Origin of the sequence: Gillisia sp. Hel1_33_143, from assembly GCF_900104765.1 — a bacterium.
In the GTDB taxonomy this organism is placed as follows: Bacteria; Bacteroidota; Bacteroidia; order Flavobacteriales; family Flavobacteriaceae; genus Gillisia.
Map to the genome: position 1 here is coordinate 1673121 of NZ_LT629737.1, position 16965 is coordinate 1690085.

Annotated in this window: 18 protein-coding genes; 4 read left to right on the forward strand and 14 right to left on the reverse strand. The window is 34.5% G+C overall.

The genetic code is table 11. The features are described from left to right. Positions 1–96: 96 nt before the first annotated feature. On the reverse strand, positions 97–1311 hold the full coding sequence (dinB, locus tag BLT84_RS07655; RefSeq protein ID WP_091264036.1) for a DNA polymerase IV: 1215 nt from the start codon (positions 1309–1311) through the stop codon (positions 97–99). 124 nt (positions 1312–1435) lie between these two features. Here dinB and BLT84_RS07660 point away from each other — a divergent pair, with 124 nt between their 5' ends. Then, complete coding sequence (locus BLT84_RS07660) at positions 1436–2203, forward strand: XRE family transcriptional regulator (protein WP_034889716.1); 768 nt, start codon at positions 1436–1438, stop codon at positions 2201–2203. 240 nt (positions 2204–2443) lie between these two features. Here the strand turns inward: BLT84_RS07660 and BLT84_RS07665 are convergent, their stop codons facing one another. The 3 genes from BLT84_RS07665 to BLT84_RS07675 all read right to left on the reverse strand — a co-directional run bounded on the left by BLT84_RS07665 (position 2444) and on the right by BLT84_RS07675 (position 4400). Further along, positions 2444–2689, reverse strand: coding sequence for a hypothetical protein (locus BLT84_RS07665; RefSeq protein WP_091264039.1), 246 nt, complete (start codon positions 2687–2689; stop codon positions 2444–2446). A 106-nt stretch (positions 2690–2795) separates the two neighbouring features. After that, positions 2796–3035, reverse strand: coding sequence for a hypothetical protein (locus BLT84_RS07670; protein ID WP_091264042.1), 240 nt, complete (start codon positions 3033–3035; stop codon positions 2796–2798). 108 nt (positions 3036–3143) lie between these two features. Continuing rightward, entirely contained in the window at positions 3144–4400 is a 1257-nt protein-coding gene (locus tag BLT84_RS07675; protein WP_091264045.1) for a 3-deoxy-D-manno-octulosonic acid transferase, read from the reverse strand. Positions 4401–4498: 98 nt separating this feature from the next. Here BLT84_RS07675 and BLT84_RS07680 point away from each other — a divergent pair, with 98 nt between their 5' ends. Together BLT84_RS07680 and BLT84_RS07685 are read left to right on the forward strand one after the other, a co-directional pair. Continuing rightward, positions 4499–5632 (forward strand): DegT/DnrJ/EryC1/StrS family aminotransferase, encoded by a 1134-nt coding sequence (locus tag BLT84_RS07680; RefSeq protein ID WP_091264049.1) that lies wholly within the window; start codon positions 4499–4501, stop codon positions 5630–5632. Between the two features lie 10 nt (positions 5633–5642). Further along, entirely contained in the window at positions 5643–6926 is a 1284-nt protein-coding gene (locus BLT84_RS07685) for a metal-dependent hydrolase family protein (RefSeq protein WP_091264052.1), read from the forward strand. Positions 6927–6997: 71 nt separating this feature from the next. Here BLT84_RS07685 and BLT84_RS07690 read toward each other — a convergent pair whose 3' ends face one another. From BLT84_RS07690 to BLT84_RS07715, 6 genes are all read right to left on the reverse strand, one after another. Beyond that, positions 6998–9370, reverse strand: a complete 2373-nt coding sequence (locus BLT84_RS07690; RefSeq protein WP_091264056.1) for a hypothetical protein — start codon at positions 9368–9370, stop codon at positions 6998–7000. Positions 9371–9416: 46 nt separating this feature from the next. After that, on the reverse strand, positions 9417–10298 hold the full coding sequence (gene fabD, locus BLT84_RS07695) for an ACP S-malonyltransferase (RefSeq protein ID WP_091264058.1): 882 nt from the start codon (positions 10296–10298) through the stop codon (positions 9417–9419). A gap of 95 nt (positions 10299–10393) precedes the next feature. Beyond that, positions 10394–10894, reverse strand: a complete 501-nt coding sequence (locus BLT84_RS07700; protein WP_091264059.1) for a pyridoxamine 5'-phosphate oxidase family protein — start codon at positions 10892–10894, stop codon at positions 10394–10396. A 97-nt stretch (positions 10895–10991) separates the two neighbouring features. Next, positions 10992–11858, reverse strand: a complete 867-nt coding sequence (locus BLT84_RS07705; RefSeq protein ID WP_091264060.1) for a fructosamine kinase family protein — start codon at positions 11856–11858, stop codon at positions 10992–10994. Continuing rightward, complete coding sequence (locus BLT84_RS07710; protein WP_091264061.1) at positions 11845–12327, reverse strand: dihydrofolate reductase; 483 nt, start codon at positions 12325–12327, stop codon at positions 11845–11847. Before BLT84_RS07710 ends, BLT84_RS07705 begins: the two co-directional genes overlap by 14 nt. 2 nt (positions 12328–12329) lie before the next feature. Next, positions 12330–12803 carry a 2TM domain-containing protein gene (locus tag BLT84_RS07715; RefSeq protein WP_231929521.1) on the reverse strand — a complete coding sequence of 158 codons (474 nt, stop codon included), beginning with the start codon at positions 12801–12803 and terminating at the stop codon, positions 12330–12332. Between the two features lie 38 nt (positions 12804–12841). Here BLT84_RS07715 and BLT84_RS07720 point away from each other — a divergent pair, with 38 nt between their 5' ends. Further along, positions 12842–13930, forward strand: coding sequence for an aminotransferase class V-fold PLP-dependent enzyme (locus BLT84_RS07720; protein ID WP_091264065.1), 1089 nt, complete (start codon positions 12842–12844; stop codon positions 13928–13930). Between the two features lie 9 nt (positions 13931–13939). Here BLT84_RS07720 and BLT84_RS07725 read toward each other — a convergent pair whose 3' ends face one another. From BLT84_RS07725 to BLT84_RS07740, 4 genes are all read right to left on the reverse strand, one after another. Beyond that, positions 13940–14221: a DUF427 domain-containing protein gene (locus BLT84_RS07725; protein WP_034894161.1), complete on the reverse strand. Its 282-nt coding sequence runs from the start codon at positions 14219–14221 to the stop codon at positions 13940–13942. A 1-nt stretch (position 14222) separates the two neighbouring features. Beyond that, complete coding sequence (locus BLT84_RS07730) at positions 14223–15191, reverse strand: L-histidine N(alpha)-methyltransferase (RefSeq protein WP_091264067.1); 969 nt, start codon at positions 15189–15191, stop codon at positions 14223–14225. Positions 15192–15205: 14 nt separating this feature from the next. Beyond that, positions 15206–16372 carry an ergothioneine biosynthesis protein EgtB gene (gene egtB, locus BLT84_RS07735; RefSeq protein WP_091264072.1) on the reverse strand — a complete coding sequence of 389 codons (1167 nt, stop codon included), beginning with the start codon at positions 16370–16372 and terminating at the stop codon, positions 15206–15208. Between the two features lie 124 nt (positions 16373–16496). Beyond that, complete coding sequence (locus BLT84_RS07740; protein ID WP_034889759.1) at positions 16497–16910, reverse strand: energy transducer TonB; 414 nt, start codon at positions 16908–16910, stop codon at positions 16497–16499. Positions 16911–16965 lie beyond the last annotated feature (55 nt).

Here is a 16965-nt window from a genome sequence, read left to right on the forward strand (position 1 = left end):
TAGTTAGTATGGAGTAGTGAGTATTCAGTGTTTGGTTGTTGTTGATTTTTTATACTTATATTTTTTTCATTCTTCTTTTAAAATTTCAATTTTCAATTACTGTTTTCTATGTGCTAAGACCACCGGAGGTTCTCCGTTAAAAGGATTGGTAAAGCGGCCAATGGTTTTTGCACCCATGGATGCAGCCCGTATCACACTTCTGTCTCCATACCTGTTTCTTATTTTATCCATTGCATTGTAGAGGTGAAGTACTTCTTCATTGTCATCAAATAGATTGATCTGATAATTTCCTCCTGCTAAATGGCTAAATCTTATTCCTATTAAGCGTACCAGCAACCTTCGGTTATAAAGCTTTTTAAAAATATCTTGTATGAGCGGTATCAAAACATGATCTGCACTGGTATAAGGAATTTTAAGCTGCTTGGTATACGTATTGAAATCTGAATATCGAATCTTCACCGCTACACAAGAAGTAAGTTTATCTCCACGCCTTAATTGATAGGCGAGATTTTCTGTCATAGCAATTAAGATGGCAGAAAGTCGCTGTACATCTATAGTATCCTTATCAAAAGTTCGCTCTGTAGAAATAGATTTACGCTCTGAATAGGGAATAACGGGGGTATGATCTATTCCCTGTGCTCTGTTCCAAATAGTAGTACCGTTAGACCCTAAAACCTTCTGCATCATTTCCAGCGGCATTTCCTGAATGGTCTTGATCTGGCGTACTCCTAAATTCCGAAGGGTTTGATAGGTTTTATCTCCCACCATGGGTATCTTTTTTACTGAAAGTGGTGCTAAAAACTCTTTTTCAAAACCAGAATCTATTTTGAGCTGATTGTTGGGTTTTGCCTCATTGGTAGCTACTTTAGATACGATCTTATTCACAGAAAGGCCAAAAGAGATGGGAAGTCCGGTTTCTCGGGTGATCTTTTTTCTCAATTCTGAAGCATATTTATAACAACCAAAAAAGCGATCCATTCCGGTGAGATCTGCGTAAAACTCATCGATGCTCGATTTTTCAAATAGCGGAACATCGATTTTGATAATATCTGTTACATCTTTAGAATATTTGGTATACGTGCTTGCGTTTCCTCTAATAACTGTAGCCTCCGGGCAGAGTTGTTTAGCTAATTTCATAGACATTCCGGAGTGCACCCCAAAAGCACGCGTTTCATAACTACAAGCAGCAACCACCCCACGATCGCTAGTACCACCCACCAATAGCGGTCTATGTTGAAGGCGCGTATCTATTAACCTTTCTACAGAAACATAGAAAGTATCAAGATCTAGATGTAACACGGTTTTCTCCATAATTTCTTTTCCTTTTGATATTAGCTCAAATTGGAATCTTTACAAAATTATGGAATAATTCCATTAAATAGGAAATAATCCAATGTTAAAATTGGACTTATTCCAAAAAAAGTTATATTTGTGTATGGGAACAGATGTAACACTGGAGGTTAAGCGCTTTAAAGAAATTCGTGAAGACCATAATTTTACCCAGACCGAGTTTGCGGAATTACTGGGAATTAAAAATTCTACTGCTGATATTGAGCGTGGAAGAACAAAGCTATCTGGCAAGATGGTAGCAGAATTACTGCGCCAGTTTGGGGTGAATCCGCTTTGGATCTTTGGCGATAGCAATCAGAAATTCTTACCAATTAATAGAGGAGACGTAAGTCCAAAGGTGGTTACTGTAAATAGTGGGGAAGAAGAGAATATTGTGTTGGTAAATCAAAAGGCGGCAGCCGGATATCCTCATAATGTTCAAGATGTAGAGTGGTATCATCAACTTCCTGCTTTCGATATTCCTTTACCAGAATATAGAAATGCCAGTTATAGAGGATTTCAAGTGGAAGGAGATAGTATGATGCCTAATCTAAGACCCGGAGAATGGGTGTTAGGGAAAGCTATTTCCAGTGTTAATGAAGTGAGTTATAGTAAGATTTATGTAGTAGTATTATATGATTCTGTACTGGTAAAGAAAATTCAGAAATTAGAAGACCCACAAAAAGCCGTGCTAATCTCTTTAAATGAAGAATATGCACCCATTCAAATTCAGGTAAATGATATTCAAGAACTGTGGCAAATTAATAGTAAATTGACTTTTAGTGTAGATGCTACTTCAGAAAGTGGATTGTTAAGGCAACTACAACAATCTATGGATGAGCTTAAAAGCGAGTTCAAAACTTTAAAACAATAAAAAAATCCATCCCTTTATAGGATGGATTTTTTGGTTTAAGTTGGATTGAAAATGCGAGTTAATCTACTGCATCTTCAACATCATCTGCTACTTTCTCTACAGTAGATTTCTCTCTGCAAGAAGTAAAGGCAATACTTGTTGTAAAAGTAAGTGCCATCAATAAGATTAATCTTTTCATAATTTAAATTTTAAAACATTCAATTGGTTAGTTGAACTTAAGAAAGCTTAAAAAAAGCGATATTACATATCGTCATTTCCTTCAACTTCATCTTCTACTTCGTTAGCTGCATTATTAACTGCATCTCCTGCATCGTTAGCTGCATCTTCAACGTCATCTGCCACGTCGTCCATGTCATCTTCAACATCATCCATATCATCGCTTACCTCCATTTTATCGTCAGAGTCTGCAGTGTTGGTATCTCTACATGAAGTGAAAACTGCAGATAAAGAAAAAGCTGTTGCTAATACTAGAATTGATTTTTTCATAATTATTTGTTTTATCAGGTTTAATATTGGTTAGTTCGTTTATTTATTAATTAGCAATAATATATAAAATTAAGTAAATTTCAATATAAAATGTAAGAATATACAATTAATTGTCGTCTCCTATAGTTTCGATCTTTTTATCGATTTCTTTATTAACCTCTCCATCTACCTTTTTAGCAGTTCTTTCTAAGATCCCTTCTTTTTCTTCTGCTTCTACTTTTACAGGTTCTGCCTTTTCAACTCTAACTTCACGTACTATGGTCTCTTTCTCTACATTGTCTCTACACGAAGTAAGACTTGCAACTGTGGTTACTAATAACGCGGTTATGTATATAACTCGTTTCATACTATAAAATTTGCGATTTGTAAAGATCGAAATTACTACTATTAAGCTATGGGCAGTCTCGTTTTTAGAATATTTTAATATAAATTAAAATGAAATTTAGTTTTCAGCCTACATTTCATGAGTTTTTAACGCTGTATTTTTTAAATATTCACGCACCATTTCTGTAGCTCCTATATTTTCTTGTATATAGCTTTTCGAAATTCTTCCTGTTTCAGCTCTAAATGCTTGATCACAAAGGAGTTTATTTACAATTAATGTGAAATCTTCTGTGTCTGATACAGAATATAGTCCTTGAAGTTCTTTTAGCTGAACAGCTTCCGGGAACTTATTGAAATTCTTTCCTATAATAATAGGTATACCAAAAGTAGCCGGTTCTAAGATGTTATGCAGCCCTGTATTACCAGCAGCGCCCCCTACGTAGGCAATATCTGCGTAATGATAGATCTTACTCAAAAGACCAATTGTATCTATTATAAATACATCGTAATCTTGTATAACCTTGTTGTTTTTTTCTGAAAATAAAAGGGTTTTCTTAGTAAGCTTACTCCTAAAACTAGCTATTTGATTTGCCTTGATCTGATGTGGTGCTATGATAAACTTTACGTTGGCAGAAGAATTGTTTATGAGTTCATGTAACATAAGTTCATCTTCAGGCCATGTACTTCCTGCCACTACACATGCTTTATCTGCTTTGAAGGTTTCAATGAAATCTAATTTGTTATTGTGAGATAACTGTTTGGCAACTCTATCAAATCTTGTATCTCCACTAACACTTATATTATTAAAACCTATCGTACTTAAAAGCTCTTTTGACCTTAAATTCTGAACAAAGAAATGCTCGAAGGTTTCGAGATATTTTATCATCCATTTGCCATATGCTTTAAAGAAAACCATATCTTCTCTAAATCCACCAGAGACAAGCAAAGTTCTTATACCTCGATCCTTAAGTTCTGAGAGATAATTAGGCCAGAATTCATATTTAATAAAGAATACAAGATCTGGATGAACCAGATCTAAGAATTGGTTGGCATTTGCTGCAGTATCTAATGGTAAGTATACTATAGCATCTGCAACATTAGAGTTTTTCTTTATTTCATATCCGGAAGGAGAGAAAAAGCTAACCACAATTTTATGTGATGGGTATAAGTCTTTAACAATTTCTATTATTGGTAATCCTTGTTCAAATTCTCCTAAAGATGCGGCGTGAAACCATATTACAGCATCATCGCTCTTAATTTTGTCTTTCAAAATAGAAAAGGTTGCCTTTCTTCCATTTACAAAAAGTTTCATCTTTTCACTAAAAATGGAGGTAATGGGAAGCAAGCTTTTAATGATCTTAATTAATATGTTATAAGCTAGTTTCAATCGATTTTATTTTAACGGCTAAAATACCGCTTTCCTAAAAATAGCATTGGTGAAAGGGGCTATATTTTGTATTTTCGTTGTCTTAGAATTAAAGATACATGAAAAAGATACAAATGGTTGACCTTCAGGGTCAGTATAGTCTAATTAAAGATCAGGTTAATAATTCTCTTCAGGAAATAATGGAAACTTCGGCATATATAAATGGACCGGAAGTTCAGGCATTTCAGAAGGAATTAGAGGAATATTTAGGAGTAAAACATGTAATTCCATGTGCTAATGGAACTGATGCATTACAAATTGCAATGATGGGATTAGATCTTAAGCCCGGAGATGAGGTTATAACGGCAGATTTTACATTTGCTGCTACTGTAGAAGTTATTGCACTCCTACAACTTACTCCTGTTTTGGTTGATGTAGAACCAGATACGTTTAATATAGATCCGGAAGCTATTAGAAGAGCAATTACACCAAAAACAAAAGCTATAGTTCCGGTACATTTGTTTGGGCAAACTGCAAATATGAATACTATTATGGAAATTGCTAAAGAGCATGATCTTTATGTTATTGAAGATAATGCACAGGCAATTGGAGCAGATTTTCATTCTAAAGAGGCAAAAACCTACAAAACCGGGACTATAGGGCATGTCGGGTCTACATCATTTTTCCCTTCTAAAAATCTTGGAGCGTATGGAGATGGTGGAGCTATCTTTACTAATGATGATGATCTAGCGCATATGATTCGTGGTATCGTAAATCATGGTATGTACGAGAGATATCATCATGATGTGGTTGGAGTAAATTCTAGATTGGATAGTTTTCAGGCAGCTGTTTTAAGAGCAAAGCTACCAAACTTGGATATGTATAACGAAGCTAGAAAAAAGGCGGCGTTTATGTATAATGATTATTTTAAAGGACAAGAACATATTCAGGTTCCATTTAGATCTGGAGATTGTGATACTCATGTATTCCATCAATACACATTAAAGATCACTAATGGAAAGCGAGATGCATTGGTGAAACATTTAAATGAAAAGGGAATTCCGTGTGGTGTTTATTATCCAATTCCTTTGCATAGTCAAAAAGCATATGTAGATGCAAGATATAATGAAGCAGATTTCCCTGTTACCAATCAGTTAGTGAAGGAAGTTATTTCTTTACCTATGCATACAGAGTTAGAGGAAGACCAAATAGAGCTGATCTGTAAAACGGTAATAGATTTTGTAAACTCTTAAATTTTTAAATATGAAGAAACTATTATTGTTTTGCATTGGAATAGCATGCTCCGGAGTAATTAATGCTCAGGATATCTATATTCAAAGTGGTAAACTTATAGATACTAAAAATGGAAAAGTTCTCAATGAAAAGACCATAATCGTTTCTGGAAATACTATAAAAAGTATTGAAAATGGATTTGTAGCACCAGCTACAGAGGCTGATAGTTTAATAGATCTTAGAACTATGACAGTTCTTCCCGGACTTACAGATATGCACGTACATCTGGAAGGGCAATCCAATCCAACTGAATATCTGGAAGAATTTACAAGTAATGAACCAGATGTGGCATTTAGATCTGTAGGTTTTGCTAAAAGTACGCTTTTAGCGGGGTTTACTACGGTAAGAGATCTAGGAGGAAGCGGTGTAAATATAGCTTTAAGAAATGCTATTAATAAAAAGGAGATCTCTGGTCCAAGAATTTTTACTGCCGGTAAATCATTAGCCTCTACTGGAGGTCATGCAGACCCTACCAATGGTAGAAGCAGAGATCTTATGGGAGATCCGGGACCTAAAGAAGGTGTGGTGAATAATGTAGATGATGCTAGAAAAGCGGTAAGGCAACGTTATAAAAATGGCGCAGACCTTATTAAAATAACTGCAACTGGAGGGGTTCTTAGTGTGGCGAAAAGTAGTTCTAATCCTCAGTTTACTTTAGAAGAGATAAAGGCAATTACAGAGACTGCTAAAGATTATGGTTTTCATGTTGCCGCTCATGCACATGGAGATGATGGGATGCAAAGAGCTGTAAAAGGTGGTGTTCTTACTATTGAACATGGTACTTTAATGAGTGAAGAAACCATGGAAGTGATGAAACAATATAAAGCTTATTTAGTACCAACAATTACAGCAGGAAAAGAAGTAACAGAGAATGCAAAGATCAAAAATTACTATCCTGCTATTGTAGTCCCTAAAGCCTTAGAAATAGGGCCAAAGATTCAGAATACATTTTCTAAGGCCTATAAAAAAGGAGTGATGATCGCCTTTGGAACAGATGCAGGAGTATATCCGCATGGAGAGAATGCAAAAGAATTTAGTTATATGGTAGAGGCAGGAATGCCGGCAATGGAAGCAATACAAAGTGCTACGATTACCCCTGCAAAGATCTTAAATGTTGAAAATAGCTCAGGGCAATTAGCGCCTGGCTTTCATGCTGATATTATAGCCGTACAGGAAGATCCTACTCAAAATATAAAGACTTTGGAAAATGTACGGTTTGTAATGAAAGACGGCAAGACCTATAAAAACCTTTAGATTATAAATACACATTAAAAGAAAAGCCCTCATCATTTGATGAGGGCTTTTTTTATTTTCTATTAAAAATTCTAATTCGTTTTAATTATTATTTCTTCAGAAATTAAATTTCCATCTGTAGTAATTCCTTCAATAAAGAGTGATAGTTCTGGTTGTAACGTATTTAGAACTTTAAAACTAGCCGCACCATTTTTTTCAAGGCTAATATTAGAAATCCAGTCTATAACCCCATAATGCTTAAAGGCGTCACTTGTATAAGATGTATATTTTGGAGCATAGAATTCTTTATCTGTAGTAAATCCATTTCCATTTATGATCTCTTTAATTGTTTCTTTTGAAGAGATTCCAATACCTCTTCCTTTACGGGTTGTGATCTCAATAACACCATTATTACCATTCATTCCATAACCAAGTCCATTTTTGCTAATAATAATAGATTCTACTTCAGAAGTTTTAAGATAAACTAGCGGAGAAGTATCTGCACCCAATCGCATTCCGTTAAAGAAAATTTGTGGAATAGGTGGTCTGTTTTCATCTAGTGATGAGGGGGTTCTATTTTCAATAACTAAATTCCCATAACCACCTTGTAAAACTCTAAATCCGTTAGCTCCAATATAATCTGTAATAAATAAATATCTACGGGCTAACTCTTCAGTAATCGTTACCTCTGGCTTTATCACTTTTAGATCATTACGATATTTATCGGTCTTTTTATTTTCTCCAATTAACTGTATGGTATCAAGACTTTCTGTGTCTCCTACAAAATCATTAAAATTTACGTTAGAATTGTCAGTAACTTTTACATGGCGACTACTATAGGCATCCTTAAGCTCAGATCGTGTTTTATTAGGAGATATTGTTGCGTAAATAGCAGGTTTAGAGATCTTACTATTTCTATCATTCATCAATCCATAAGATAGTGAGGAACTATCTTGAACATATACATTTTGAAGTTGGAACGTATTATCCTCTTTTATTTCTACCATTTCGAATAATCCAGTTTCTTCAGATTTTATAAAAACTGTATTTTCTTTCTTTTCATTTCTATCAGAAACTTTACCATCTATGTTAAACCCTTTTTCGTGCGCTACTAATTTAGGAGTGCTAGAGTTTGCAATATCTTTCCAGCTATATTTGCTCCAGCCTTGAGTAAGCATTAGAATATCCAGATCATAATCTACTTTTCTCTCATTGGTATCAGAGAAATAATAAGCTCCATTTTCCAAGTTACCAGATAGGTAAGGCTTTAAATAGAATGCAGAGAGAATATTGTGCCTGGGTTTATAAGCTTTTGTAGCTGCAGGAAGTACAGATACACTTAAAGAGTTGTTATTTATAGCGGTTACCGCTTTAAGATCTATTCTAATAGAATCTGTAATGGAGCTAGATACAGTTGCTTTAACTCGTTTTCTACCTATATTATTTCTATTAAAGAATAAGCGCTCCAAAATTGGATTGAAATCTTCATCAAAAATAGTAACCGTATTAATTCCCGGGTAAAGAGAATCTTTACTCACATTCATTGTTACTTCTAATTTGTCTTTTGGAAATTGAAAGGCAAAATCTTTAATGTTCCCATTTTGATGAATAGCCGCGAAGAAAGTTTTGTCTTTAACTAATTCTTCAGAACTAGCATTGGAATTAACTTTAAAAATTATTTGATCATTTAAATTATTACCAGCAATATTAAATCCGGTAACATCTATATTTGGTAATGGCTTTTTTATTTTCTTACCATTTTCTGTTGTAACCTCTATACTATAGCTCTCCTTGGTAGTAGGTAAGAAATTAAATTTAGAAAGTCCGAATTGATTAGATTTAAAAGTAAGTAGAACTTCCCCAGATCCATTTAATAGCTTGCCATCATAAAAGAATGTAGAACTCCCATTAGAGTCAATTAACTTTATACCGATATTATTTCGAACATCAGCAAGAATATGGCCACCTTCCGGAAGTACCTGCAGATCAAAATTCATATCCTTGGAAGTATTTGAATCTGCGGAATCGCCTAAAATTTCGAAAGCCTGTACGTAAGACAGATCTTCTTTGAAATTTTCCATATACTTTGTGGAAGCCTTGATAAAATACCTTCCTGCGGTATAGTTTTTATTAGAAAGATCTATAAAAATAGAGCCTTTGCCTTGAGCAATTAGAACTGTTTTTGATGCTACAAATTCTCCAGAATCCTTAAAGATCTCTAAGTTGAGATTCATAGTTTCCGCATTAGGAGAATTTAATGTGGCATTGTACACATAGGCAGAAAGCCATAAATTCTCTTGTTTTAGGAAAGAGGTCTTGTTTAAATGTAAAAAAACAGATTCTCTGTTGAGTTTGAAATAACTGGTGTAGTTATTTTCAAAACTTTCTAGTTCAGAGGATCTGTTTTGAGCGTTGCTATTGAGTGCAATTAGGCACGAGATAATAATTACAAATAAGTTTTTCATTCTTAATTAAATTATCTTCTAGAGTAGGGCCTAAAAGGTGGGGGTTTTAAATACTAGCTGAAGAGACTTCAGAACTTCTGTTTATTTTTTTTACTAATCCTTGTAATACTTTTCCTGGTCCAACTTCTGTGAAATTTGTAGCACCATCTGCGATCATGTTCTGAACAGATTGGGTCCATTTAACCGGAGCTGTTAATTGAAATACCAAGTTTTTTTTGATCTCTGCAGGATCTGTTACCGCGGTAGTACTCACATTCTGATAAATTGGGCAGATAGGTTCACTAAATAAAGTAGACTCTATAGCTTCGGCCAATTCTTTTCTAGCTGGTTCCATTAATGGGGAATGAAATGCTCCACCTACAGGTAATAATAATGCCCTCTTAGCGCCACGCTCCTTTAAAAGCTCACATGCTTTTTCTACTGCACTTGTGGCTCCAGAAATTACAAGTTGACCCGGGCAGTTATAATTCGCGGCAACTACAGTGCCCTCAACTTGTGCGCAAACTGCTTCCACTAATTCATCTTCCAGACCCAAAACCGCAGCCATTGTAGATGGTTCCAACTCGCAGGCATGTTGCATTGCCATAGCCCTTTTTGAAACTAGCCTTAGTGCAGCTTCAAACTCTAGAGTCTTATTTGCTACCAGTGCAGAAATTTCACCTAAGGAGTGTCCTGCAACCATATCTGGCTTAAAGCTATCTCCCATGATGGTGCTAAGAATCACAGAGTGTAAGAAAATTGCAGGTTGAGTTACTTTGGTTTGTTTTAGATCTTCAGCAGAACCTTCAAACATGACGTCTGTAATTGAAAAGCCTAAAATATCATTGGCTTTTTCAAATAAAGCTTGCGCATCATGAGATTTTTCGTAAAGGTCTAATCCCATTCCTGAGAATTGTGCCCCTTGACCGGGAAATATGTAAGCGTTCATTTTATTTAATTTTAATTCAGCTAAAATAGAAATAATAAAAAAGACCTCACAAGAATTATTCCTTATGAGGTCTTTTTAAATGTTAAAACAATAAATTAAACGTTCAGCTTTCCTTTTTCTCCAACATCTGCTTTATCTCCGGTAAGCGCTGCAACTCCCATTTTAAATAAGCTTATATATTTATTTTGCTTTGTATCCCAATAATATGCTTCATTCGGATCAAATTTAATAGCTGTAAGATTTGGATCATCTACACCGTCAAACCACGCATCATCTGTTTTTCCATAAAGATCTTTTAAGATGGATTTATCTGTAACGATGCTCGCATGTCCAAAAATGCTAATAAATTCCATATCTGATGGCTTACTATATAATAGCTGTACCTTAGAATCTCTAACAATATTAGTATTGTGGTCACTATTCATTCCGCTCAAGAACCAAATATCACCATTTTCATCTACCTTTTTTGTAGACATTGGTATAGCGCTAATAGGGGTTGTCTTAAGGTCTGTAAGCATCATACAGAAATCTATATCATCAACCAATTTCATCATTTTGTCAAGCGCATCTTGACTTGTAAGATTTTTTGTGCTCATAACTTTTTTTGATTTTCAACTAAATTACCTTAAAGCTTTATGACAAAGCGCTAACAAAATGCCAAAAGATAACTGCGGCATGTTAAGAAATGTGAAATCAGTTAAATTTCATTAGAATTTGTTCAACACGAGATTTGTAGCCAAGTCCAAATATATTGAGATGTACTAAAAGATAATATAGTTGCCAGATCTCAAGGCGCTCCTTAAATCCATCTATAATAGGGAATTGTAGGTGGTAACTTTGGAATAATTTCTCATTAAATCCACCAAACATATGCATTAATGCCAGATCTAGTTCTCTGGGTGCAAAACTCACAGCAGGATCTATTAAACAAGGTTTGCCTTGTTCATTAATAATAAAATTACCATTCCATAGATCTCCATGTGTTAATGCCGGAGCTTCATTAGGGATTAAATTTGAAATATTCTTGAAAAAGTTCTTATAGGAATCATTCAGATAGCCATTATCTTTTGCCAGTTGAAGCTGCGGCTCCAATCTTTGCGAGATGTAAAATTCTGAAGCTGATGAATTCCAGCTATTATATTGACGGAGATTTGCGATGTAATTATCTTCTTTAAAACCAAAATTCTCTGAAGTAGTTTGATGTAACTTTGCTAATTGATTTCCAAATACCTCCCAAAAATCCTCGTTAGGGGTAGTAGCTCTCTTATATTCTAATAATAAATAGGCGTGATGCTTATATTCACCAGTAAAAAGGGCTTTAGGAATATCTATGCAATTTGGAGCAGCTAGTGCATTTAATCCAGTCATTTCTGCCGCGAACATCCCCGGAAATTTGTTGGCATTGTTAATCTTAATTACCAACTTTTCATTGGTAGCGGAGGTTAGAAGAAAAACTTCATTAATATCGCCACCGGTTAAAGCAGAAGAATATTTCAGATCAAAATTGATCTCACTTGAAGCTCTTTCAATTAGCTTTTTAAAATCATTATTTCCTGTCATAGGTTAGATAAGTAAATGCATAATCATGCTTTTCATCCTTATCGTGAAATACTTTAGACACTAAATCCCACTTGCTTTCATCAATCTCAGGAAAAAAGGTATCGGCTTCAAAAGTTCCATGAACTCTCGTAAGTTCTATTCTATCTGCTAGTTCTAAGCCCATTTTATAAATCTCTCCACCGCCAATTATAAAAGTCTGTGGATCTTCATTAGAGAATTCTATTGCTCGCTCTATGGAGTGAACTACAATAATACCTTCTTTCTTATAATTATCTTTTCTTGTAATTACTAGGTGTGTTCTTTTAGGTAAAGGCTTCGGGAAAGATTCAAATGTTTTTCGGCCCATAATTATATGATGTCCGGACGTAAGTTCTTTAAACCTTTTAAAATCATCTGGTAAATGCCATACAAGATCATTCTCTTTTCCTAATGCATTATTCTCTCCAGCAGCTGCAATTATTGTAAGCATAATTATTTCTGATTATATGGATTTGAATTAGTGTTATCTGGTGTAATCGGTTTAATACGAGAAGTATCTTTAGGGGGAAGTGGGTACTCTCTATCTACTTGTTGTTGTAACTCTGCAATTTTATCCTTTTGCTTTTTCACCAATTTGTCTAGTTGCTTTTGTTCCCATTCTTTCCCCATAAATGCGCTTGTAACAAATACATTAATAACGTGAATTAAGAAAAAGAATGTCCATAGTAAAATTGCCCAAACAAACCAATTATAGCCCAACGGCATAAAATCTTCTCTATATCCAATAACAACATTCACTACTATTAAGAGTACGGCTCCCACCAAAAATATTACAAAATGTTGAAAAAGTCTTTTCTTTTGTATTGCTCTTAATCTAGCATTCTCATACAACTCACGTTGCTCGGAATCTAGTTTACCTGGGTTTTTCTTTTTAGAGAACATATTTAGAATTACATTAGTATTCATTCAAATTTAAAGGTTTTTAAACCAATGTTAAAGCGCTTATGAAGAATTTAAGAAAACCCTTCCCGGTTCTAGCTCAATATATTTATTTTAATACTGCTGCATCCGGACTATTGTCTGAAAAGGTATTGGAGTTTAGACAAGATCATGATCTTGATTTTTTGATTTCCGGGAGTATCCTTAAAGATAAACAAGGCAAGTTAATCTCTCAAGTTCGAGAGAGTGTGGGCAAGTTCTTTAAATGTGAACCTCATAGAGTAGCTTTGGTACCTAATTTTTCTTTCGGATTTAATACTCTGATGGAAAGTATAGACAAGTCTAAAAAAGTTCTTTTGCTAGAAGGAGACTATCCATCTATAAATTGGGCTGTAACTTCTAGAGATTTTAATATATGTTATGCAGATTTAAATGAAAATTTAGAAGCTAATATTGAAGCTGCTATAGAAGGTCATAAGCCAGATGTCTTCGCCTTTAGTATCATTCAGTACATAAGCGGTATAAAACTTTCTATCTCATTTTTAAAAACACTAAAGGAGAAGTATCCAGACATCATCTTTGTTGCAGACGGCACTCAGTTTTGTGGTACTGAAGATTTCAATTTTGATGATTCTGGAATAGATGTTCTACTATGTAGTTCTTATAAATGGTTAAACGCAGGTTATGGAAATGGCTTTGTTCTTTTTAACGAAAATGTACAAGGGAAAATAGCGCCTAGATCCTTAGGCTTTAACTCGGTTAAAGGAAAATATAAAGAAGCAGAAGGAAATCTTATAGGAAAATTTGAACCAGGCCATCAAGACACTCTAAATTTTGGAAGTTTAAAAGTTGCTCTAGAGTTATTAACTGAGGTTGGAATGGAAAAAGTTCAAAGTAATATATTAGAACTTAGCAAGCAGGCTAAAAAAGAATTCGCATCATTAGGCCTTTTACAAGAAGATGTTGTTAATAGAGATACTCACTCTTCGATCTTTAATATAAAAGGCGATGACAAGCTATTTAATTATCTTAGAAGTAATAATGTAATTTGTGCTCAAAGGGGAAAAGGAATTAGATTGAGTTTCCATTATTTCAATACTTCAGAAGAGATAGAAAATTTAGTGCAGTTGCTTAAAAAGTTCCTTAATAAGTAATTAAATTACTTACTCAGTAACCTTTATCTCTTTCCAGAATGCAACATAATTTTCTATAGGTTTTGCAGCATGACTTGTATTGGGGTAGTACCAGGCGGCATCCTTATTTATTTTATCTCCTACAGTTACATTATAATAAGAGGCAACTCCTTTCCATGGGCAGCGTGAGGTAGTGTCACTGTTATTAAAGAATTCAGACTTTATAGATTCTTTCGGGAAATAGTGATTGTTCTCTACGATCTTAGTGTCATTACTTTCAGCAATTACGGTATTGTTCCAAATAGCCTTCATATTATTGTTTTTTAAAAATGTAGTTCTTATAATATTTTTTTTCGTCAACAAAGGAGTGGGTTACTTTTAAACCTGCTTCTTCCGCGAGCCACTCTACAACAGCATCATCATATTTTTGTGATATCTCTGTATGAATTGTCTCCCACGCATCAAAATGAATATCTATTCCCAGACTTTCTATACTTACATTTTGCTCTTCTCTACTTACCAAAAAGCTTTTTGCAGTGCCAGACTCCGGATCATAAGTTTCCCAGTGAGAAAAAGTTTCTAAGTTAAAATTACCTCCAAGCTCAGAATTTATTCTTGCGAGCAAATTTTTGTTGAAGGCAGCGGTAACCCCCGTTTTATCGTTGTAGGCTTCCAGTATGATTTCCGGGTCTTTCTTTTGATCAAATCCCATAAAAAGCATATCCTCATCACTCATTGCAATTTGAATATGTTTTAGAAAATCTATAGCATCTGTATGTAGAAGGTTACCAATATTTGAACCCAATACAAGAATTACCTTTTTTCGGGTATTATAATCTGACAGTTTTTCTAATGTTTTGAAATAGGTTCCTTGCTGAATCTTTACCTGAACTTCTGGGATCTCCTTTTTAAGAGAATCTTCCAGTTCTAGAAGTACATTCTCGCTTATATCTATTGGTAGATAATTAAAGTGTATTTTTTGAGCTACTAATTCTTTAAGCAGAAGTTTCGTCTTTTTACCATCACCTGCCCCCAGCTCAATTAGATCAAAACCTTTATCGCTCTTAAATATTTCTGTAATTTCTGAAGTATGATCTTTTAGAATATTGAATTCACAATTGGTTAAATAATATTCCGGTAAGTTCATGATATCTTGAAACAACTTATCGCCCTTTTTATCATAAATATACTTTGACAATAAATATTTAGGATAGGTACTTAGCCCTATATGTACATCTTCTTCAAATGCTGAAGAAAAAGTGGTCTTTATATTTTCTTTCATCTTTAATTGTAAAATTATCTAGCCAACCTTAATCCTGTGAATTGCCATCTTAATTGGGTTTGGAAAAAGTTTCTATAAGTGGCTCTGGTATGATCTTTAGAGGTTGCAACAGAACCCCCTCGAAGTACTTTTTGATTTACCATGAACTTCCCATTGTACTCTCCAAGTGCCCCAGGAGCTTTCGTATAATTAGGGTAGGGGCTATATGCACTTTCTGTCCATTCCCATCTGCTTCCCCAATCAAAATTCTTTTGAGCAATTTCCCATTCAAATTCTGTGGGCAATCTCATTTCTTTCCATTGAGAGTATGCAAATGCTTCAAAATAGGAGATGTGAGTAACGGGAGCTTCCAATTTTAAATCTTTTAAACCTTGAAGGGTGTATTGTTGCCATTTACCATCTATGTGGTGCCAGTATGCAGGAGATTTAATGTTGTTGATATTCACCCATTCCCATCCTTCAGCATGCCATAATAATACATCCTTGTAACCTCCGGCTTCAATAAATTCAAGATACTCTTTATTGGTAACTAACTTATTTGCTATTTCGTAATCCTGAAGGTACACTTTATGTCTCCCAAGTTCATTATCATAACAAAAAGAATCAGTATCATGCCCTATTTCATAGATACCGGCAGGTACTGTTATCCACTCAGTCTCATATTTCTGAATGGGATTTTCTTTAAATGTTAGATTGTAATGAGGGAGTAAGGGGTTATTTCCTAATATGTATTTAATATCCGTAAGGAGTAACTCCTGGTGTTGTTTTTCATGATGACAACCAATCTCTATCACTTCTAGCATTTTTTTAGAAAAATTGGAAGTATTTTCAAAAAGCTTCATCATTGCATCAGTCACATGCTTTCTGTAAGAATAGATCCAAGCAACTGTGGGTCGAGAAAGATTACCTCTATCTGTTCTTACCACTTTCTCACCAACGCTTTCATAATAACTGTTGAATACAAAAGCAGTGTGATCGTCAAAAAGCACATAATCCTTATAAAATTCCTTAAGAACAAATTCTTCGAAGAACCAGGTGGTATGGCCTAGATGCCATTTAGGTGGAGAAACATCTACTACGGGTTGCACCACGTAATCTTCTGTTTCTAGAAAAGAACATATTTGCTCTGTATCTTTTCTTGTATTTGTAAATAAGTTAAGTAATTTGTTTTTTGAGATCATATAAGTAGTAATAGAGGCTACTACTCAAAGTTACAATAATTTAGAAATGACAGAAATATACATGAGTTAAGGAGGAGTTAAAAAATAACTCGCCCTTAATTCAATATTAACCGATTTTAAATACCTAAAAGTTAAGGGGGATGGTATATTCGATAGGAGTAGGTTTTCCGGCTAAACTACCTGGCTTCATTTTAGGCATCTTCATGATCATTTCTTTAGCAGCAGCATTTATTTTAGCGTCCTTTCCCTCAATAGATGTAACTTCAACCATTCCTTCTTTATTGATGACCATAGAAATTATTGCCTTCCCTCTAAGGAATTCTCCTTTGCTATTCTTAGGATATTTATAATTTTCGCGTACGTGTTGTCCTAACATCTTATTAAAACAAGCTTTTGTGTCTTTGCTATTTTCGCAACCAGGCCATACGGGCGCAATTTCTGTAGTTGAAACAGAATTACCAGAAACTTTTACTCCTTCTTGTGCAAAAGAAATGCTTGCTACAAAAAACAAAACAACAAATGAAATTACTTTTTCCATGATTTACGTAGATTTTAGTGCCCTAAATTTGGGTTGTAAGGCGTTGAGGTAGGTC